Source organism: Rhizobium sp. CB3171 (assembly GCF_029714265.1).
In the GTDB taxonomy this organism is placed as follows: Bacteria; Pseudomonadota; Alphaproteobacteria; order Rhizobiales; family Rhizobiaceae; genus Rhizobium.
Genome location: NZ_CP121653.1, coordinates 1,928,408 through 1,948,631, shown reverse-complemented (window position 1 = coordinate 1,948,631; position 20,224 = coordinate 1,928,408). Strand labels below are relative to the sequence as shown.

Below are 20,224 nucleotides of genomic sequence, written 5' to 3'. Positions count from 1 at the left end.
TCTCAATACGGCAACTTTAATTAGAGTGCCGGTCAATGTTGAAACTTGTCTCAGGAGGCGACCTTTTCATTCTCATCGGGATTGTCAAAAAAGCTGACAGTGCATCGCCCGGATGGATCGACAGAAGGTAAGCGCGTTTTTCCATGCGCATTGACGGCTGCGGCACCGCTGAAGCGCACTCGTACCGGGAGAGGTATGCGGCTCTGTCAGGCCGCAGAGGTTTTGGAGACCGGTGGCAAAATCCGCGAGGAGTTGATTGTTGCAAACTGGCCGGATCTCTTCCGTTGTGCGGCTACGATGGCCGCCGGTAAAAATGAAACCGAGCCAGTTGCTCCGAACTCGCATCCTATCCCCGGAGAACGATCTGGCAGTTGCGTGGCGGGAGGTTGGCCGCGTCGAGCGGACACCCTTTATCATAGATCCTCGATACGGACACGCAGCGGCGTGCCGAGATCGGCCTCAACAAAGGCGAGGGTCCGCCGGAACTATTGGCGCATATCTCTCCGCTGGGTTGAGCACATATATTACTGACCCGCGAATATCTCTGGCCGAAGGGAGCAAAGGCTTAGAGTGTCATTTCGCCCCCAGCCGGAACCGACCCCTTTTATCGGATAGACATGCGGTAGCTGTGCTCTATCATCCGTCCCCTAAGGTTAAGATCGATCGTGCCAAATCTATCGACGTAGCCCAGCCCAGGGCGAGTATTCCCTGCCCGGCGACGTTGCCCGGGTTATGGCTGTAGTGAGCTACGGCCATTTCCTCTCCCTTCGTATAAGTGGCAGGGCCTTGCAGCAGAGAGACAATCGACTTGCCTCGGGCATTCAGCAATCCGGCTTCGCCTGCCAATCCGATTTCAACCAATTTGGCTTCTGTCTCTTTGAAGGTTGACGGCGTCGTCTTTTGAAAATGTTCAAGCACGGCCTTAATTTCTTCGTCGGTGAAATTGGCATGCTCCCTGGAATCATCCTCTCAAAAACAGGCAATCCGTAAACACTCTGTATGGGACCAGGGATATATCCACGTGATCAAAACGGGATGTCCGTGCGTTGCAGCGTTGTCGGCGACGTCGCCAATGAACGGCGCGACGATGAGAGACACGGCCCGCCGCCACCGCCGCTTGAAGAGGTTCAAGATAACAAGGGCGGGCCAAGCGATAACGCTGGTGAGGGTGGGGAGCAACAATAAGAGGTCGCCAGTCAAATACAGGTCGTATGCCAGGCTGAGCCCCATGACGATCTCGATATAAAGGAGAAGGAAAAAGCCCGAGAGCGCATACGAGATTTTGAAGCGTGTTGTTCTTCCATGGCAATGGAGGCTGTGCCGCCACGCGTGCGCACTTGGTCGCTCCTTTTTTCAAGCTCGGCGCTCAGGTTATCGTTGCAGACTACCGTGGATATGGCGGCAATCCCGGAGACCCTACAGAGACCGGCTTGATGCACGACGCGAGAGCATTTTTGAAATTTGCCGTCGACCATTCTGAGCTGCCACTGATCATTATCGGCCATTCGCTTGGCGGCAATATCGCGATCAAACTTGTTGCCGAGAAAAGCGATAGCATCGCTGGCCTCATAACGGTGGGAACGGTGGCTTCTGTCGCTGCGTTGGTCCTCCCAGTTATTCGACGCTTTATATCGGACAAGTTCCAGGCAATTGAAAAAGCGAGCGAAATCATGATTCCCTGGACGATTGCGCACGATGTAGGTGACCCAACGGTCTCGCTGATGAACTCCATCGTGCTGAGCCAAGCGAATCTTGCAAACAGTCAGATGAAGCTGATAACGCTAAACAATCGAGCACATAATTTCGCTTCCAATGATATAAGCAGCATCTTGCTCGATCATATCGCCAGCTTACATATCGCCGCCTCAGGTGGAAATTCAGGTGCTGTTGAGCTGTCGTTGCCAAACTAATTTAGAAGCGTGAAATCGTGCCGACGTAAATCGACGTGAGTGCCTAATTGCATCAACGTTCAAATAGCCATCGCGCAGATTTTATCTCGCAAAGGTAAGTCTGACACAAGGAGTAGATTCTACAAACGGTTGTAAGAAAGCAATTCTACCGCCTTCTCGATCGTTGGAGACACGTCATGCAGATTTCCGGAAATAACTGCATATCCCAATCATACAGCACGTCCTCGTCGTCAAAATCGAAGTCTGGCGAGCTGTCATCACAGGACCTATTCAACCTCGCTGACTACAATGACAGCAGCAATACGATATTCCAAAATCTGCTGAAAGATCCATCAGTTCAGGAGGATGTCTCATTAAACGACGATGGAACTTACAGCTTCAAAATAAATGGACGCGGCCCTCTCAACGTTCATCAACAGATAGCATATTCATTGATCCAGGAGCAGAACGGTGTTCGCTCCAACGACCCGGGGGCAATGACACCTTACTCGGTGAATGACCTGGAAAAGTTCAGACAGCTCACCGGATATAACCTCATCCAAGCTGCCGGCGGCTACACCGTTGTGGATGATAACGGCGACGAGCCAGCTGCGGGGGATGTACCGATGGTCACTGCGGCGTGGAACGCTTTTGACCTCGCCAAGTCAGGTGAAGATTATGAAGGGGAGCAAGGTGATCTAACGGCGGACGATTTGAAAGATGCAGTCGAAGGCTTGCAAAGCGGCGCGGCTCAACGGGGGGACAGCGCTGAAGCTGACCTGTTAAACACCTTGCTAGGAACGATAAATACGACGTTCCCAAGCGCATCGGATGACAATGATGTCCTTGGCTTGACGTAAGCGCAGTGGGGATACCGGATCCAGATAGAAAACCACCACCACCCAGCACAGTGCCGCTTAGCTCATGCTTATTGGGCGAGACCTGAGCCTCGGCTTTGTTAGGTCAGCCGTCCGGTTCGGTGCTTCCGCCAAGGCCTGCAGCAATCGATAGGGCCACGAGATGAGGGATGTTCCGGGCTCGAAAGCTAGACTTCAGGTGATCGATCCGATGTTCGATTGTTCGATGCGATAGGTTTAATTCAGATCCTATTTCCCTTGTGGACTTGCCTTCCGTCAACAGTTGCAGAATGCCGAGATCGACGTGATCGAAGCTCTGGTCCCTCGAAGCTACTGGCAACAAGAAATGTATGTCGAGCAGTCCGATGCACCATTCGCTTCGGGCTGACGAATTCTTTTGCGGAAGAACTATCCGATCATAGCTGATGATCGTGTCGAGGATTGTCGCTACCACACGCCTCATCATGGGACGCTGGCGCTGCACTGCCCCAACGTAAGCAGGGATCATAGTTTCCCGGAGATATCGGGTGTCGGGAAACTCCGAAAACGAGCGCGACTGCTGCAATGAACCGATGTCAGTCAATGCGGTGGGCAGACGATAGGCCTGGATGACGTCGATGCGGAAGTCCAAAGGATTTGTTGGGCGCACGTCTACGACGACCAGAACCATATTGGGTCGCAGCAAGTCCGAAATAGGACAATAGATATCCTTCGGACTAGGAATTCCATCTGGGCTGGAAATCCACAAATCCATCATCGAACGGGATATCTGCTTAAAGGTCGCCTGCGGCCTCATTGCGGCAATCCGGCAACGTGGACGGCGATGCATCCTCTTTCAAGAGGCAGAAACGAACGGTTTTGTCACGACGCGTGAAGCCCTTTTTGTTCTATGCGTAAGTCCTTGCCATTGTTTTCGACAATGATTTCTCAGCGCTCCCTGGCATCTGCTCCGCGAAACCGTTCGTTTCTGTCAAGCCGTCGAGCAGCGCGGAGACGCATGGAAGGATTCAAAGGCGCGATGGCAAGGATTGGGTATGCAAGGGTATCGACCGTCGACCAGCATCTCGACTTGCAGAGGGATGCGCTTCGGGCGGCCGGATGCATCCGAATCCTCGAAGATCATGGCGTTCCGGGCACGGATAGAAGACGCAGTGGACTGGACAAGGCACTCAAGTCCTTGGGAAAGGGTGACACGCTCGTCGTCTGGAGGATTGACCGTCTCGGCAGGTCGCTCAGCCATCTGCTCGCGGTCGTCGAACGGCTGCGGCTTCGAGGAATTGAGTTTCGGTCTCTGACGGAAAACATCGATACGTCTTCCGCTGGCGGAAAACTGGTATTCCACATCTTGGGAGCGCTCGCGGAATTTGAGAAATCACTGATCCGCGAACGTACCATTGCAGGTCTTGAAGCCGCGAGGGCTCGGGGAAAGCAGCCGGGGCGGCGGCGGGCGCTGACCGACGCCCAATGCGAGGAAATCCTTGCCGCTATAGGCACGGGGACCGCTGTCCGGGATATCGCCAGTCGGTACAACGTTCATCCCAGAACCGTTGCCAGAGGAGTGGAGCGCCTGGGACGAGGATGCAGGAACCCGGCTACTGGAACAGGCTGAGGATGGTCTGTGGTTCGGAATTTGCAATCTGCAGACTTTGAATCGCAAGCTGCTGCTGTGTTTGCAGGGCCTTCGATCGAGACGAAACCTCTTCCATGTCGGCATCTACAAGTCGGCCGACGCCCGTGTCGATCGCGTCTCCGAGCTTCGAAGCGAAGTCCTGTTGCATCGAGATTCGCGTCTCGGCAGAGCCCAGCTTCGCAGTCCATTTTACCACATCGGACAATGCCGCTTCAGTGACGGAAATCATGTCGTCAATATCGTCCGATGACGTATCCGCCGACACCTTGATTTCGGTACCTAAGGTTGGATCCGGGTTGCCAAGCGTGTGCAGGATCACCCAGTTCGTGCCAGTCGCAAGCTTCTGAGAGTAGCCAACATTGGTGAGTATTCCCATACCACCTGTGGCGGCTCCTCCGGTGTCGTCCACCAAGGGATACATTTGCGCCGTACCGCCGAGGTTAGCATCGATTGCATCTAGCACCTTCACCGTTCCCACCGAAAAATCGTCACCGTTTCTGACGATATAGCCGGGCACAGTTCGATCTTTAACGAAGCCAGTCCAGTTGTCGTCGGTCATGGCGAGCCAGTTCTGACCGTTAAAGCTGGCGGAATATGCGACAGATCGCATTTGGCTTTGAAGCTGCGACAGTTCAGTATTGATCTTGTCCCTGTCCGCGCCCGGTTCCTTCGCCAGAACCAGCTTTGCCTTGAATTCCGACATGAGGTTCACCACGCTGGACATGCCTTCATACGTTACGTCGACCATGGCTGCGCCGAGGCCTAAGGCGTCTCGGGCGGCGGACAGAGCCTTGCTGTCGGAACGCATGGTGGTCGCGATCGACCAGTAGGCTGCGTTGTCGGCGGCTATGTTGACTCTTAAGCCCGACGAGACCTCGGTCTGGCTCCTGTCCATCTGACCGTCAATCGTTCGTAGCGTGGCGAGAGCCGCCGTTGCCGATATGTTTGTCCGTATGCTCGTCATGATCGGCCGCTGAATGGGTCTGTTGAAGTTGGCGTCCTCATGAGCCCGACGCGGTTACTCCGCAGATCGAACATGGTCGTTCAGCGTTAACGGAGGCACCAAAACCCAAGGGGGAAACTACCCTAAAACCGAGCAAATCACGCTACGTCCTTGTGGCGATAGCGGCAGTGATGATCCGTCTTGACTCCTGGCAAATATAGAACATAATAGGAACATCTTGGCTGCGGGCGTTTCGCCTCCCGTGAAAGATATCGGAAAAATCAAATCGAATTGATCCCGTGGTGACGCGGGAAGGGGAGATGTTTGCCTAATGGGTGCGGAACTAGCCGAAGTGGACGAACCGGAATTCGATCCAGTCGATATGGCACTCGCTTTTTGTGGCGGTGACGCTCGCACTACGATCGGGGCGCTGCTGCAAGAGCTGCAATTTGTCCGTGGCCAGTTGGCCTTAACGGAGGCCGGAATGAGCGTCGGCTTTACCCGAGGGTGGAAGCCGAGTTTTGAAGGAGAAGCCCGATGATTGATGAGGTAACCCCTAAACAGGGAGAGCTGACAATAAGCCGCGAAGAGGTGATGTCGCTCTATGAATTCGTGCATCACATTTCCGGCGATTGCTACGACGAATTTGGCGAAAGAGGTCGCCGCAGCAAATCGTCGGATTTAATGCGGAAACTCAACGAAATGCAGAGGCTCCTGGAAAGGTTGGTGGACTATCCAGAGGTGCCACAGGGTATGTATTGGACGCCGTATGGAGAAGTACAGGCTGACGATGTGAATCCGATATTGCTTCAGGAAATCGGCAAGCGGGGAACTCGCCTTTACATGGGCTCTCTTTTCGATCTCGCATCCTGTGCGCCGATCGGCTCGATCCAGATCGCCGTCGATCATGATGTCAACGAGGCATGCGGCGTGTTCTTCTTTCCTCGCGGCTTCGAGATGGAAGTCGTCGGGCCGGAGTGGCTCGCCGCATCGGCGGATATGGATGACACGATCCAAAGCTTCGTCGATGCGCTACCAGGCATGAAGTCGATACAGCAGATGTCGACGGACATCGGAGCTCGATCCGACGATCAAGCTTGAGACGCATCAATGTCCGAGACCCATCCACCGAGCCGCCCGTATTTCCGAAACCTGGTCGCGACGCTTTCCTCATACGACATGGGTTCAATCTTCGTCAGCATCACGTGCGAATGGTGCCGCACCGCTCACCTGTATGTCCCGGAGGATTTAATCAAACTGTGCGGCGACATCACGGTCTTCGAGATCGCGAGCAAGTTCAGATGTTCCGAATGCAAGCGGAAGGACTACCTGACGGCTGATCTCCGTTGCATGCTGCCCCAAGACCAGATTGGGCTGAAAGTCCGGCGTCTGATCGATATCAAGCAGGTGCGCAAGCCGATTTGGCAAGATGTGACACTTTAGGGGGCCGCTTGGTCAAGAGGACTTGGAAGCAGACGCGCAAATGGGTCAATATCTGTCGTCCCCATCAGGTCATCGTTCGCGTTGAGGACCTAACGTTCCGCGAACTTGCGCCGCTGCATGCGATCGCAGCCGAAATTGATCCCACCCACCGAACACTGCACGCTCGCTATTGCGACGAAAGCTACCAGGTGATTTGTTTTGATGAGCGGGAGAAAGCGCTCGATTTCCGTACGCGTGCGCGCGGAGAGATCGTCCATCCCGAGGAGTTTGGGAAGTTCGGCATCTGGACGCCAGCGGAGGTCAGAATGTGCAATCTCTACAATATTACGACCAACCAGGAAGCCATCCGACAATTCACCAGAGCGATGATCGACAGCATCGGCAATCTTGAGCCGACACTCGATGTCTATCCCGACCGCATAGGACCGATCGTCCGCAACACGGCGGCTGGTCGAGAGCTGGCGATGGCAAGGTGGGGGCTGCCAAGTTCACAACATGCGCTCATGCAGGCAGCCAAGAAACGCGCCGACAAGCTACAGGCAAAAGGCATACCGTTTGATTTCGCGCAACTCTTGAGGATGGAACCGGATGGCGGAACCACCAACGTCCGGCGCGTCGACAGCAAGCACTGGACACGCTGGCTTGGCACAGAAAACCGATGTGTCGTACCCTTCACGCGCTTTGCCGAACCGGATTACCGAACCCGTGCAGAGGGAGGCCGCGTTGCCAATGCATGGTTTGCAGGTAGTGAGGAGGAGCCGCTTATGTTCTTCGCGGGCATATGGGTGCCGCAATGGCGATCGGTCCGCAAGATCAAGGAGGGAGAAATCAGCGCCGACCTCTTCGGCTTCCTGACGACGGACCCGAATGAAGTTGTCGGCGCGGTCCACGAAAAGGCGATGCCCGCGATCTTGCGGGACATAGAAGAAATCGAGCTTTGGATGACAGCGTCGTGGGAAGAGGCGAGGGTGCTGCAACGCCCAATTGTTAACGACGAGCTGGTCGAACTGCCTGCAACTCAAGCGGCCGTTTTAGGAGTCGAAAATGTCTGAACGTCTGGACGAACTGACTGATCTGATAAGGGACCTTTATGCCTGTTTCAGGAACTGTTCATAGGCCAACTGCTCGCCCGCGTCGGCATCATCCAGCTTTCGCGAGCGATCTGAAAGAAGGGGCAGATCTCCTGAGGCTGGGGCCCGATTGCGATTGCAACAGAGCAATTGCCGTCTTCTTCGGCAGGACCAAGCGTCAATGTTGAAACGGAGGCAAGTTTTTCAAAACTTCTCGTTGCGCGTTTTTTGCGCGTTATGGATTATTGATGCGCGTCATGGATACAATGTTCGGAGGCGCCTCAAAAAGGTGACTGGTATCTGGGGAACGCGCGAACTATCGTCAACCTAGAAATTCATTTCAGCCAATGCAACTTTACTTATTGAAGTCGATTAAACATTCTGTTGGGGAGTGGCGTAATTGTACCTCATTTTTAATTGGAATTTTACCAATCCATCTACCAGCGACGTCCGATGTTATTGTGGGCATTGTGGTTTAGAGACACCTAAAACCGATCGATTTCTGCCACAACAGTATTCCCAATCGGCCGACTTTTCATGCCCGTTTTCCATCCGGGGATAAAGTTGATGCCACTATTGCCCGCAGGGCGTGGACGGGGAGCGTCGGCCAATGACGCTCTCGGAGACTGCGCATCTGGAAAATTCAATCTGTCGTCACTTGTTCGCTCTTCGACCCTAAACGCGTTGCCCATAGCGCGCGACGTTAGGTGGCGAGCGTAAATCCATGCGCGGGTTTATAGTCACGATCTTTCTGTTTCTGCTCGTGGCGTTTCTGGCCCTCTTCGCCTTCATTTTCTCAAGAGACGTTGTTACTGAAAGAATGTAAGCACATGAAAAGGCTCTCCAAATTATTTATAGTCGCTGTCTTAATACTTGCGGCGGTTGCGGGCCATCTCTTTATCCAAAGCAACGCCGCGATCGTGGATGAATTTAACTATCGCATCGAAACTACATTCGAGGAGAATGGAGCGACTATCACTGCTTCTGATGTCATCCGTATTATCCAGCGGAGTGACTTCGTCTGTCCCGGCGCCTGCAGCATAGTGACAGCGGTTAGAGGCCAGGCAACTCCGGTTAAGTTCTCCAACGGAAAGTACGTATTCGTTCTTCTCGGTACTGCCGATCATTCCTTCAGAGCGGGAAACATGCCGTATCAAGCGCTTAGGCCTCTTCCACCAAATCGGAAGATAAGCGAGCTTCCGCATCATCCTGTGAATGTGCCTCCGGAGTACGTTCCTACGATCATCTATCTCACTGACATGGCGGATCCCGAGAGCGCGGTTATCGCCGACCGGGACAATCTTCAAACTCTGATCGGAGCAAACGTGCGCCTGGTGAACGTTTCGGTGCAACTGACAGACGAAGCTGTTTCAACGGGGATCGATCAACTGCTCCCCTGGGTCAAAAAGCAGGAGGAAGTGCAAAAATCGAACGAAAATATATCAACATCGCATGGTCTTTATCCAGAAACGGACAACAAAGCGAAGCCATTGCAATCCGATTATCCACGGTTTCTTGAAAGGAATGACTGGTAATGGACGCAGATTTAATGGATGCCATTCTTGCAATGAATGCGTATGACGCGAGCAAGGTGAATGGAGTTATTACAGGAAATGTAATTGGAAATTGGACAAATATCCACGAAGACTCAAATACGTCGTTTAATTACTTTGCAGTTGAATATCAGAACGGCAGCAATTACACAATTTCCTACCGAGGTACTACAGCCCTCAGCGGCGGAAGCCTTCTTAACTTCTTGCACGGCGACATTTGGAACGGATACGGAACTGGGGCTGGAACGGCGAGTTCGAATGACTCACAGTTGGCCATAAAACTATATCAGTCAGTGCTTGCCGCTGCGGGTGATCCGTCGAAAATTACTCTTACCGGTCACTCAATGGGTGGCGGTCTTGCCGGGCTGGTCGGGGACCTATATGGCGCGAAGGCCGTTGTCTTTGATAACATGGCTTTTGAGGCTGCCGCAAATGCGGCATATTCGGTGTCACTGCCCGCTCAGGGCTACGATGCTGCTGTTGCGAGCCTTGTCTATGGGACCTCTACGCCAACACCTCCAAGCGAAGCCAACATAAAGGGCTACTATACAGACGGCGAGTTTCTATATTATCTTGATCGCTCACAACAGAATCTTCAAGAGACAGTACTGGAACCACAGACGGATTCCGGCGGCCTTAGTGGCTTGCAATTGCATAGCATGGCGTTGGCAACGATGCTGCTTTATGCGAGCGACAACGGCCTTACCAAATGGGCCGGAGTTGCCCCTTACTTAATTCCTGAACTATGGAATGACACTGTGGCATCTGCCGCTGGTGTCGATCAATATAAGAACGTCTCTAACACGTCCTCTGCGGACGCTTTAAAGGAAATGATCGCCTACTCGGCAATCGACGAAGGGACCATGCCGTTCGGCGATGTCGCAATCAAAGCCTTTTTTGACGACGCAGGCGATCTCTCCGATCTTGTTTCTGCCAATAGCGATCCCAGTGCTGATGGCGCGATTTACAGAGATTTTTCCGACATTGCGGTGCAATACGCTGGCCAACTCGCTGCGGCCAAATCCACTGACGCAGCACTTGCCCTGGGTGTGGTGGATAATGATTCCAATGTGGTCAGCATCGATCTCTCGCCCGGCGTATGGTCGACCAGCCAAACGGAAACTCCCGTCGCACCAAACATTGTGGGAGCTGGAAACGCTGTCATCGACGCGATCATGAGTTTTGTCGGGACCTCGACCCCTGCTGAGTCTAATCAGGACGGTTTCACCAGCCTCTTTAGGGCTGCCGGAGGCAATCTGATTTCCGGCATAACCGAGATCAAGGTAGGCACAGCAGGTGGCGTTACACTGGATGGCACCAACTCGGCGTTGACCTATTCCGGCAATGCGGGGGGAGCCCTTTTGATCGGCGCAGCCAATGGCAACGCAACGTTCATCGGAGGGGGAGGCACCAATATCATGATTGGCCAAGCCTCAGACACGTTTGACATAGCAGCGGGCAATAACATCGTCCTGGAACAAAACGGCGGCACAGTGACGCTTGATTCTTCGACCATCTCGGACACCGCCAATTCCACCACGTGGAATATGGTGGAAGGGAAACTCGACAGTGCCGAAAACTTCGTATTCAACTCGGCGGACCTTGCGCCGCTGACGATCGTCTACGGTGCTAGCGGTTCCGACAGCTTTGATTTCGAAGCTGGGACTGACAAGAATGTCGGCGTTTTCCTTCTTCAAATGAGCGATATCGACCAGACCAACTTCTTGTCGCTCGATCCCGAGAAGATTAGCGCCTATCTCGACGCGCACCTGGTGAACCCATGGGGTTCAGGTTTTGGTGGCCAATTTGACGATGAGATTGTCATTATCAACCCGACAGCTACCGATGTCCTCAAATACAACGGCCAAATTATCAGCGACCCGACTAAATATGTTTCGATGACGGATACGGGGCAGGCGCACTACGCTGACTATAATCCCAATATGACCGGCGGCACGATCCGGCGCGTTGATCCAAATAACCATCTGAAGATGGTCGGGGATGCAAATGCTAGCACCGGGATCAAGGCGGTGTTTACCGATGCAATTGAGAAGGACAACTTTACGTACCAATATTACGGGCTTCAGTCAGCAGGCAATGATGCTAGCCTGAGCGAGTATGATCCGGCATATGATCCGGATACGGAAGACTACATGCCTCCTGAAACGAGATTGACCCTCACGGCAATGACGGCACAAGATAGTTCCGAGGACTATGACCGTGAGTCATGGGACAACAAGACGGGGACCGTGACGACCCACTACACGGTTGCTGACGGAAGCCTGTCGCTTATTGGCTTCAACGCTGGTGATTTCGGGATTAACTTCTCCAACAACTCATCTCAGGTTGAAGAACAGCGGCATGATGAGCTATTCGCGGTGTCGGAATGGTCGACGGCGACAGTCGGCACATCGCACGGAATGCCAACGATCGAAGGTATTGAACCGGCCTCACTCGGGGCCAGCCTTTCATCCTCCGACGAGACCTGGCAGTCATCCTATAACATTGTCGGCAATTCAAGCCTTCTTACCGACTATAATAGGCCGACATTGACGGCCTCCGACTTTATGCAGGCAGCCTGACAACGTGGAATGCGGGAACCGGCGTGAAAGCGCCGGTTCTGCTTCCTACACCCCTTGGACGTCATGAAAGACATATCCCCTGCGCCGCCCCCCACAGTGGGTGCTCTTGACAGCGGACTAGCCGCACTTTGCGCTATTGCCGCCTACTACCGCATCGTTGCGGACCCCATTCAGCTTTCGCAAGAACTTGCTTTGGGCGAAAAACCGGCGGCAGAATCCGAACTCCTCCGCGCCGCAAACATTGCGGGCTTGAAAGCCCGTCTGATTCACACGCAAAGCGCAAAAAGATTGCGGTCGATTCCCGTGCCTGCGGTCGTGAAGCTCAAGGGCGGTCACTTCAACCTCTTTGGCGGAATCACTCCAACCGGGGATTACCGCTTGGTCGATCCGGTAAGCCGAAATGCAAGAGAGATTTCCATCGAAGCTTTGCTGGCAGAGATCGAGCCAAGCATAATTCTAGTGCAGCGCCGCTTTGGAGGCGAAGGAATTGATCCGAAGGCATTTGGGTTCAGGTGGTTCGTCCCATCGATCTGGCGCTACCGTAAGCCGCTCGCCCATGTCCTGCTCGCGTCGCTTTTCATTCAACTATTTGCCTTGGTGACGCCCTTGTTCTTTCAGGCGATCGTCGACAAGGTCGTCGTCCACAAGGGATACTCTACGCTTGCGGTGCTTGCTGGAGGGCTTGTCGTCCTCGGCTTGTTCGATGTTGGATTGCAATACCTGCGAAGCTACGCTTTGTCCCATACCGCCAACCGCATCGATGTCGAACTGGGACAGCGGCTCTTTCGTCATCTCCTCCGGCTGCCTTTAGGCTACTTCGAGATTCGCTCTGCCGGTCAGACAGTTGCGCGCGTTCGAGAATTGGAGACGATCCGCTCGTTTATCACGGGACAGGCTCTTTTCTCGGCCCTCGACCTGTTTTTCGCGCTCATCTTCATTGCCGTGCTTTTGGCCTACTCCTGGAAGCTCACCCTTATCGTTGTGGCTGCAATCCCCCTTTACCTCTTGATTACACTGCTAATCAGGCCAGTCCTGCGGGACAAGATTAAGACGAAGTTCAATCGTGGGGCTGAAAGCCAGCAGTTTCTGGTGGAAACGATAGTTGGCATCCAGACGCTGAAAGCAGCCGCTGTCGAACCCGCAATGCAGGTTCAATGGGAGGAGAAACTTGCAGCGTATGTGAAGACATCATTTAGCGCTTCGATGTTCGCTTCCGGCGGCCAGAACACGATCCAATATGTCAATAAGCTGGTCACCGCTGGCACATTGTTTTTCGGCGCAAGGGCGGTGATGGATGGAGATCTCACTGTCGGAGGCCTTATTGCCTTCAACATGATCACCGGTCAGGTCATGCAGCCTGTTTTGCGGCTCTCGCAGCTCTGGCAAGACTTCCAGCAAGTCCAAGTTTCCGTCGAACGGCTTGGCGACATTCTCAATACAGCGGTTGAGCGCGTTGTATCAGCCAACGCCAGCAATCTTCCGCCTCCGAGAGGCGCCATCGAATTTCGCAACGTTGGATTCCGTTATCGACCAGGTGCGCCGGAGGTCCTGAAATCGATTTCCCTAGCCATACGGCCTGGGGAGGTCATTGGCATCGTCGGTCCGTCGGGCTCAGGAAAATCGACGCTGACGAAACTAATCCAGCGCCTTTATCTTCCAGAAGATGGTCAGATCCTGGTCGACCGAGCTGATATCTCACAGGTCGATCCTGCCTGGTTGCGGCGGAATATCGGCGTTGTCTTGCAGGAGAACCTGCTCTTCAATCGCACAATTCATGACAATATCGCGCTTGCAAACCCGACCATGCCGCGCGCCCTGGTGATGCAAGTCGCGCAGCTGGCGGGCGCCGACGAATTCATAGACAAGCTGCCAAATGGATACGACACGGTCATCGAGGAGCGTGGTGCCAACCTTTCTGGCGGGCAGCGTCAGAGACTGGCAATTGCGCGTGCCCTGGCGACCAACCCACCCATATTGATCCTTGATGAAGCAACCAGCGCACTCGACTACGAAAGCGAGCGCGTCATTCACCGCAACATGAGGAAGATCGTGCAGGGCAGGACTGTGATTATTATCGCTCACCGGCTTGCTGCTGTTCGGCCATGCAATCGCATCGTCAGCATGGCCGATGGGCGCATAGTGGAAGTCGGTTCACATGATGAACTCGTTCGCCGACCAAAAGGTCTCTATGCGCATCTCTGGGCATTGCAGACCGATCAGTTCCGGGAGGAACCGGCGTGAACGAGGTCGTCTCACCGAAAACCGTGAAGCGAGCTGCGAAGCTGCGTATTCAACGGCATCGATCCGACAACGCCTTTCTACCTGCGGCTCTTGAAATCATCGAAACGCCCGCGTCACCGGTTCAGATGATGTTGATAGTTCTGATCTGTCTGTTTGTAGCCGCTGCTCTTGTGTTCGGCTATTTTGGGAAAATCGACATTTTCGCGATAGCGACGGGAAAAATTAGGCCAGCGGGTCAGGTCAAGGTCATCCAACCACTCGAAACCGGCCGAATTCGCTCAATGAATGTTGCCAATGGCAGCCGCGTTCGCGCGAGCGATGTGCTGGTGCAACTGGATGCAACGGCTGCCATCGCTGATGTCGATGCCCTGTCGGCTAGCTTGGCCTCCTATCGCGCCGAAATACTTCGTCGAAATGCCGCAGTAGTCGCAGCTGAGTCAGAGGATATCCATCTTCTGCCCGTTGTAGCGTGGCCCAAGGATATTCCAGATGTGATCCGCATTCGGGAAGATCGCGTTCTCCAAGACGATTTGCGCAACTTGCGAGCTGAGGTCCAGAGTTTGCAGTCTCAAAAGATGGAAAGGCTCGCGGAACTCGAAAAACTTCAGGCCACCACCCAAGCCGAGGCCGAGCTGATCCAAACGTTGCAGGAGAGAGTGGATCTGCACAATACTTTGATCGCAAGCAACACAGGGACCAAGGCGACACTAATCGATGCCTTGCAGAGTCTGCAGGACGAAAAAGCGACATTTGCGTCCGACCATGGGCAGCTCAACCAAATCGTGGCGTCTTTCGATACGATCGAGACAGAAAAGGCAAAAACACGCGAAGCCTTTATCAGCGACAACGCTCAAAAACTAGCGGACGCCGAACGGCAAGCCGATGACAAGACGCAACAGTTGGTCAAGGCGCAGGCCACGATCGAACATATGACGCTCACCAGCCCCATCGACGGTGTTGTTCAGGCGCTGTCGGTTACCACGGTTGGACAGGTCGTCACGACCGGGCAACAATTGATGCGGATTGTGCCTGACAATGCTCCGCTGGAGATTGAAGCTTACGCAGAGAACAAAGATATCGGATTTCTCCTAGAAGGGCAGGAGGCGATCATCAAGGTCGAGTCATTCCCTTTCACGCGCTACGGAACGATTGATGGGGTGGTCAACCGCGTCGCACGCGATTCAATCCCCAGCTCGGATGCGCAAATTTCAGAAAATGATCCGACGCAGCTGGCAAAGTCGAGTACGAACATCACTCCGATCGGGCAGACCCAAAATCTTGTCTATCCAGTCATTGTTGCTCCATTGCGAAACAGCATCAGCGCCGACGGTCAACAAGTCCCCTTGACGCCAGGCATGACCGTGACTGTCGAGATCAAAACTGGCAAACGCCGCTTGCTCGAATACCTTTTCTCGCCACTTGTTGAGGTTGAATCAGAAGCCATGCGTGAACGGTGATATCTACGAAGAGTTGACCGATGACAGTTGCGTATTGAACGCCGCTCCCACAACGGTCGCGCATAGCCTGAAATGCCACGTACTATTCGATTCGAACGCGGGCTTGTTTGAAAGGGCGTCGGCGCATGAAATGGCTACCGAAATTACTTATAGTAGTGGGCTTAATCCCTGCTGCGATCGCGGGCCTCGCGGTGTGGCAAAGAATCGCCGCCACTGAAGATGAATTCAGCTATCGCGTTGAGGCAACCTTCGACGAGAATGGGAAGCCGGTCGTCGGTTCTAATGTCGTGCACATTTCCGTACGCCGCAACATCCCCTGTGTTGGGATATGCGGATACACCATTTCGGTTCAAGGCCAGGCAATTCCCGTCAAGTTCTCCAACGGAAAATATGTCTTTGCTCTACTTGGCGTGGCCGACCACTCTTTTCGAGCTGGAAAGATGCCGTTTCAAGCGTTTACGACTCGGTCGCCATACACGAAAATAAGCGAACTTCCCCGTGAGCCTTTGAACGTGCCGCCGGAGTACGTTCCTACAATCATCTACTTCGCCGATATGGCGGATCCCGAGAGCGCCGTCATCGCGAACCAGGACAATCTTCAAACTTTGGTGGGGGAGAATGTGCACCTGATGAACGTATCGGTGAAACTTACTGACGACCCAGTTTCAACTGGGATCGATATATTGCTTCCCTGGGTCAAAAAGCAGGAGGTCGTACAGAAGTCGAACGAAAATATATCGACATCGCATTCTTTCTATCCAGAAACGAACAATAAATCGAAGCCATTGAAAGCCGACTATCCACGGTTTCTAGAAAGGAATGACTGGTAATGAACGGAGGTCTCGTAGGTGACACCCTTACCTGAAGTCAAAGGCAAGTTCTCAAGCTAACAGCACTGCAAGCAATGCATACCGCCGCAGGATCACCTCTCCGGCAAGCGATTGCAGTGTGGCGCTGTCGTAGACACCGGCCGCCACGACCACCACCAAATCTAATCCCAGGTCGTTGCGGGCAGCCTAGAAACTTGGACACGCGACAGTTTCCGAGATTTATAGACTTCTTCGAAGATCACCAAGTACCAGCGAGTGAATTGCCGACAAGCGGAACGATCTTAGTGTTGCTCTGCTGATCTCGAACCGTGATGGAACTCTGCATTTGCTTCGGAGACTTTCGAAACCAGTTTGCGGCAACGGTGGCAAGGTCTCCGATCATCGGATGCTTGCGCCAGTCTGCAAATCGTTGGCTCATCGCGTCGGGCTCGAAGCGATAGAAAAAATCACCGGATTGACCGAGATCGTTGATAGACGGAGCCATTGATGAAAGCGGACGCTGAAACATCCTTGAAGGCACTCCCAGACCCTGCGCACTTTCGGGAAAGGCCGGAGCCATGAAGTCGATTGCCCAGCCGTCCGCTTCCACCCAGCAATGAAAGTTTTCACCAGCACCGGAGACGTAACCGTCTTCGCGATGATCTGCGAAAAGGATGCGTTTTCCTTCAAAGTTGTAAGCGGCGAGACCACCCTTCGGCGTCGCCGCGACCTTGAAATGATGTTGGAGAATGAAGGCCCCGAACGTGCTGAAATACATGGAAGCCGTGGCCGGATTGGCGTTTTCGTTGATCAGCAGGCTATTGATGACCCTGTAGATCCGATAATAGTCGCTCTGCTTGATCAACATTTTTCGTTAGCCCCAATTCGATAGATCGGGCATGTACTAGGCGAGGGGAGCGGCATTGTAAACGCTGCCTCACTCCCCCAACTTTTCAGAAACAGATATTTCGCCAAACGGTCCGACCGGCAGCCCTAGCTCAAAAGGCACTTGACAATAAGTAGGTTTGTTCTTTATTTGTTCCTGCTATGACAAACATTGGCCACCTCATACGCTTTCGCGAACACATATGACCCACCACCGAGTGGGCATGTATTCTCGTTTATCGTATCGGAGTGGCAAAAATGGGCGAACTGCTGTCCCATCGCGCGGAACCCCGCGCTTTTCTTCCATTAGGTTTGAATACCGTCCGATCAGTCGGTCCGCTCGCGTTCAAAAGTGAGCTGGCTCGTGACTACGCATGTCTCCTTGACCTCGACGACGCGGTTCAAACCTGGGCCTGCAGCCCGATTTTCCGTAACGCGGATTGCGAACAATTCACCGCCGACTTCGAGGTCAATTATGGCGCCTCCATCGAGATCGTCACAATCGAGAATCCCGGTCAGCGGCTCCCCAGTTGGCTGCCGCAGCGGATCCACGGTCTCGGGAATCGTTATCGCCGCGTTGATCGGTCTGCGATCCCGCCGGTGCGTTTGCGGAATGCCAAAGACCTCTTGCAATACGCCAGGGTCACCGTGTCGCTTTCTGATCGAGTTCGTCTTTTGTCTACACTCGACGAGCAAGGAAGCTTGAGTCTGGCCGATTGCCAATCAATCTACATGACGGCCAGGGCTGTGCCTGTGGTTGCAAGCCTTTTCCTTCATCGGTTCATCGTCTTTGACGACATAGACGAGCACCTGCTCGGGCCGGACAGCCGCGTCCGGCGCCGCTGATCTTCATATCCAAAAATCGAAACCCTGTTGAAGCCTCCGATGAAAGGTAGGTTCGTGATGACTCGCAAGCAGGACGTTTTACGCGCGGCCATGAAGTCCGCAGAAACCTTCGCTAATTACTGCGCAATCCAGAAAGCACTCAGGTCACACCGCAAGGCGAATCCTTGGCTTCATGGAATGACAATTCTCAAGGTCCCGCAGGGACAGTCAGCCGAGCCTTATCGAGAGGCTGCCGAGGCCGTGCTCTTTGGAGGCAAGAAACCGGCCTATAACGAAAAGGAGCGGCGCGTAATTGTCGACGATGACAGCTCAGCGTTTCACAAGGGCTTGGATAGCGACGACGTACGTTCATTCGGATATGTCTTGGTTGTGGTCGTCCACGACTTCAAAATTCCGCCCGAATGGCAACTGGCCGCGTCCTTCATTGGGGATATCGAGAAGCTGACCGTCCGACAGGTGCGTTGCGCGCTGCTGAATTGCTGCGATGTTGTCGCGGCCGACACGCAGATTGCCGAGGCTCTCGACATCGGTGCAGATTTGATGTGGAGGGCCGTCGCGCGAGGCCGAAGCTTCAGCGAGAGTCTCAGGCGATTGAGGTCCCTTGGAACCTCAGAGTCCGCGCCCGCAAAGCGAAAGTCGCAGCCGGATCAGAGAGGGCTGGAGGACATGGCCGGGTACGGCCAAGCGGCTGAATGGGGCATGCAGCTCGCGGAAGACTTGAGAGATTGGCAGGCTGGCAAGATCGGGTGGTGCGACGTCGATCGCGGCGTCCTGCTTGAAGGCAAGCCGGGAACAGGAAAGACCACCTTCGCTCGCGCCCTCGCGACGACAGCGAATGCACATCTCGTCACGGCATCTCTGGCCGCCTGGCAGCGGCGTGGGCATTTGGGCGACCTGTTGAAGGCCATGCACCGCGATTTTGAGCAGGCGAAAAGCAAGTCACCCACTATCCTGTTCATCGACGAGATCGACGCGTTTGGCGATCGGGAAAAGCTTGACGACGATAACCGCGACTACAGCATCCAGGTCGTGAACGCGCTTTTGGAAGAAATCGATGGTTCCGATGAACACGAGGGTCTGATTATCGTTGGCGCTTGCAACAACGCGAGCCGAATTGATTCTGCGCTACGTCGCCCTGGTCGCCTCGATCGCTTCATCCAAATCCCGCTGCCTGGCCCGACCGAGCGGTTGCTTATTTTGTCGCAGTATTTGGACCAAGCATTGACGCAAAGTCAGTTGGCCCCGGTGTCGGACCTATCGGAGGGAATGTCAGGTGCTCACTTGGAACAGCTGGCACGAGACGCGCGCCGATTTGCCAGGCGTAGCGGCCGTGCTGTGTCAGTCGATGACGTCCTTGCACACCTGCCACCGCGTGTGATCATTCCGCGCGAACATCGCCGTGCGATGGCTGTGCATGAGATCGGTCACAGCCTAGTAGGCCTTAGACTGGGAGCTGGAAAATTTGTTGGGGTCAAGATTGCCGACTGGTTTAACCCCGGCGATCGAGTGATCGAGCTGGGTGGGGCGCATTTCAAACAATCAGTGCTTCAGCGGCGTGACCTCGACTACTTTGAACGGGAGAACGCAATGCTCCTCGGAGGAATCGCTGCGGAAATCGTGATCCTCGGCGGTCACTGTGACGGTGGCGGCTTGATCGTCGGTTCGGATTTGCAGAGAGCGACAGATCGGTTGACCGAGATGGAGGCGGCGACCGGACTGGGGCACAGACTGACGTTCTCAGCGGCAGCAGATGCCGACGAGGCCGATCGAGTACGGCGCTTCTACCCTCGATTGGCGGAGGCGGTTGAGGCGGGTCTGCGGCGACAGCTCGAACGCGCCAAAGCCATCATCGTCGAGGAGCGCGTTCTATTCGACGCCATGTGCGACGCCTTGGTCGAAAAAGGTCGGCTCGACGCGCAACAAGTCGGCGAAATGGTTGCTGCTCATGCAGTATCGTTTCAGACCGTCCCAGTTGTATTGGAGCCCGACAGCTATTCCGGCATAGCCGCTCAATAGCGG

At 54.2% G+C, this 20,224-nt stretch carries 18 protein-coding genes and 1 pseudogene; 15 read left to right on the top strand and 4 right to left on the bottom strand.

Annotated elements, in window-relative coordinates:
- Positions 1-231: 231 nt before the first annotated feature.
- Positions 232-515 (top strand): annotated as a pseudogene (locus QA648_RS28245) (Tn3 family transposase); the annotation flags it as partial.
- A gap of 121 nt (positions 516-636) precedes the next feature.
- On the opposite strand, the gene QA648_RS28240 reads toward QA648_RS28245, so the two are convergent.
- Positions 637-918 carry a hypothetical protein gene (locus QA648_RS28240; protein WP_283052153.1) on the bottom strand — a complete coding sequence of 94 codons (282 nt, stop codon included), beginning with the start codon at positions 916-918 and terminating at the stop codon, positions 637-639.
- Between the two features lie 371 nt (positions 919-1,289).
- Between QA648_RS28240 and QA648_RS28235 the strand changes: the two genes are divergently transcribed.
- A complete protein-coding gene (locus tag QA648_RS28235) occupies positions 1,290-1,910 on the top strand; it encodes an alpha/beta fold hydrolase (RefSeq protein WP_283052151.1) in 621 nt (206 codons plus the stop codon).
- Between the two features lie 176 nt (positions 1,911-2,086).
- The gene (locus tag QA648_RS28230) at positions 2,087-2,749 is read left to right on the top strand and encodes a hypothetical protein (RefSeq protein ID WP_283052149.1); all 663 of its coding nucleotides are present in this window, start codon (positions 2,087-2,089) and stop codon (positions 2,747-2,749) included.
- Positions 2,750-2,852: 103 nt separating this feature from the next.
- On the opposite strand, the gene QA648_RS28225 is transcribed toward QA648_RS28230, so the two are convergent.
- Positions 2,853-3,542 (bottom strand): helix-turn-helix transcriptional regulator, encoded by a 690-nt coding sequence (locus tag QA648_RS28225; RefSeq protein WP_283052148.1) that lies wholly within the window; start codon positions 3,540-3,542, stop codon positions 2,853-2,855.
- 201 nt (positions 3,543-3,743) lie between these two features.
- Between QA648_RS28225 and QA648_RS28220 the strand changes: the two genes are divergently transcribed.
- Positions 3,744-4,355, top strand: coding sequence for a recombinase family protein (locus tag QA648_RS28220; RefSeq protein ID WP_283052147.1), 612 nt, complete (start codon positions 3,744-3,746; stop codon positions 4,353-4,355).
- On the opposite strand, the gene QA648_RS28215 is transcribed toward QA648_RS28220, so the two are convergent.
- Entirely contained in the window at positions 4,339-5,271 is a 933-nt protein-coding gene (locus QA648_RS28215) for a flagellin (protein WP_283052146.1), read from the bottom strand. The genes QA648_RS28220 and QA648_RS28215 overlap by 17 nt on opposite strands.
- A gap of 379 nt (positions 5,272-5,650) precedes the next feature.
- Here QA648_RS28215 and QA648_RS28210 point away from each other — a divergent pair, with 379 nt between their 5' ends.
- From QA648_RS28210 to QA648_RS28170, 9 genes are all read left to right on the top strand, one after another.
- Positions 5,651-5,860, top strand: a complete 210-nt coding sequence (locus tag QA648_RS28210) for a dehydrogenase (protein WP_283052144.1) — start codon at positions 5,651-5,653, stop codon at positions 5,858-5,860.
- Positions 5,857-6,420 carry a hypothetical protein gene (locus QA648_RS28205; RefSeq protein WP_283052143.1) on the top strand — a complete coding sequence of 188 codons (564 nt, stop codon included), beginning with the start codon at positions 5,857-5,859 and terminating at the stop codon, positions 6,418-6,420. Before QA648_RS28210 ends, QA648_RS28205 begins: the two co-directional genes overlap by 4 nt.
- Before the next feature lie 9 nt (positions 6,421-6,429).
- Positions 6,430-6,762: a hypothetical protein gene (locus tag QA648_RS28200; RefSeq protein ID WP_283052141.1), complete on the top strand. Its 333-nt coding sequence runs from the start codon at positions 6,430-6,432 to the stop codon at positions 6,760-6,762.
- An 8-nt stretch (positions 6,763-6,770) separates the two neighbouring features.
- Entirely contained in the window at positions 6,771-7,814 is a 1,044-nt protein-coding gene (locus QA648_RS28195) for an SOS response-associated peptidase family protein (protein WP_349254306.1), read from the top strand.
- An 848-nt stretch (positions 7,815-8,662) separates the two neighbouring features.
- Complete coding sequence (locus tag QA648_RS28190; protein WP_283052139.1) at positions 8,663-9,367, top strand: hypothetical protein; 705 nt, start codon at positions 8,663-8,665, stop codon at positions 9,365-9,367.
- Positions 9,367-11,967 (top strand): hypothetical protein, encoded by a 2,601-nt coding sequence (locus QA648_RS28185; RefSeq protein ID WP_283052138.1) that lies wholly within the window; start codon positions 9,367-9,369, stop codon positions 11,965-11,967. Before QA648_RS28190 ends, QA648_RS28185 begins: the two co-directional genes overlap by 1 nt.
- A gap of 63 nt (positions 11,968-12,030) precedes the next feature.
- Positions 12,031-14,208, top strand: a complete 2,178-nt coding sequence (locus tag QA648_RS28180; protein ID WP_283054292.1) for a type I secretion system permease/ATPase — start codon at positions 12,031-12,033, stop codon at positions 14,206-14,208.
- Positions 14,205-15,665, top strand: a complete 1,461-nt coding sequence (locus tag QA648_RS28175; protein WP_283052136.1) for an HlyD family type I secretion periplasmic adaptor subunit — start codon at positions 14,205-14,207, stop codon at positions 15,663-15,665. The genes QA648_RS28180 and QA648_RS28175 overlap by 4 nt, the downstream gene beginning before the upstream one ends.
- Positions 15,666-15,790: 125 nt before the next feature.
- A complete protein-coding gene (locus QA648_RS28170) occupies positions 15,791-16,495 on the top strand; it encodes a hypothetical protein (RefSeq protein WP_283052134.1) in 705 nt (234 codons plus the stop codon).
- Positions 16,496-16,733: 238 nt separating this feature from the next.
- Here QA648_RS28170 and QA648_RS28165 read toward each other — a convergent pair whose 3' ends face one another.
- Positions 16,734-17,342, bottom strand: coding sequence for a DUF2026 family protein (locus tag QA648_RS28165; protein ID WP_283052132.1), 609 nt, complete (start codon positions 17,340-17,342; stop codon positions 16,734-16,736).
- Positions 17,343-17,617: 275 nt separating this feature from the next.
- On the opposite strand from QA648_RS28165, the gene QA648_RS28160 reads away from it, so the two are divergent.
- Both QA648_RS28160 and QA648_RS28155 read left to right on the top strand, forming a co-directional pair.
- Positions 17,618-18,205, top strand: coding sequence for a hypothetical protein (locus QA648_RS28160; RefSeq protein ID WP_283052130.1), 588 nt, complete (start codon positions 17,618-17,620; stop codon positions 18,203-18,205).
- Positions 18,206-18,262: 57 nt separating this feature from the next.
- Complete coding sequence (locus QA648_RS28155) at positions 18,263-20,221, top strand: AAA family ATPase (protein ID WP_283052129.1); 1,959 nt, start codon at positions 18,263-18,265, stop codon at positions 20,219-20,221.
- Positions 20,222-20,224: the final 3 nt, after the last annotated feature.

Coding starts and splice junctions, on each gene's coding strand:
- QA648_RS28155 (WP_283052129.1), top strand. CDS start 18,263: ATGACTCGCAAGCAGGACGTTTTACGCGCGGCCATGAAGTCCGCAGAA.
- QA648_RS28180 (WP_283054292.1), top strand. CDS start 12,031: ATGAAAGACATATCCCCTGCGCCGCCCCCCACAGTGGGTGCTCTTGAC.
- QA648_RS28185 (WP_283052138.1), top strand. CDS start 9,367: ATGGACGCAGATTTAATGGATGCCATTCTTGCAATGAATGCGTATGAC.
- QA648_RS28205 (WP_283052143.1), top strand. CDS start 5,857: ATGATTGATGAGGTAACCCCTAAACAGGGAGAGCTGACAATAAGCCGC.
- QA648_RS28170 (WP_283052134.1), top strand. CDS start 15,791: ATGAAATGGCTACCGAAATTACTTATAGTAGTGGGCTTAATCCCTGCT.
- QA648_RS28200 (WP_283052141.1), top strand. CDS start 6,430: ATGTCCGAGACCCATCCACCGAGCCGCCCGTATTTCCGAAACCTGGTC.
- QA648_RS28225 (WP_283052148.1), bottom strand. CDS start 3,542: ATGAGGCCGCAGGCGACCTTTAAGCAGATATCCCGTTCGATGATGGAT.
- QA648_RS28190 (WP_283052139.1), top strand. CDS start 8,663: ATGAAAAGGCTCTCCAAATTATTTATAGTCGCTGTCTTAATACTTGCG.
- QA648_RS28215 (WP_283052146.1), bottom strand. CDS start 5,271: ATGGACAGGAGCCAGACCGAGGTCTCGTCGGGCTTAAGAGTCAACATA.
- QA648_RS28210 (WP_283052144.1), top strand. CDS start 5,651: ATGGGTGCGGAACTAGCCGAAGTGGACGAACCGGAATTCGATCCAGTC.
- QA648_RS28230 (WP_283052149.1), top strand. CDS start 2,087: ATGCAGATTTCCGGAAATAACTGCATATCCCAATCATACAGCACGTCC.
- QA648_RS28220 (WP_283052147.1), top strand. CDS start 3,744: ATGGAAGGATTCAAAGGCGCGATGGCAAGGATTGGGTATGCAAGGGTA.
- QA648_RS28165 (WP_283052132.1), bottom strand. CDS start 17,342: ATGTTGATCAAGCAGAGCGACTATTATCGGATCTACAGGGTCATCAAT.
- QA648_RS28160 (WP_283052130.1), top strand. CDS start 17,618: ATGGGCGAACTGCTGTCCCATCGCGCGGAACCCCGCGCTTTTCTTCCA.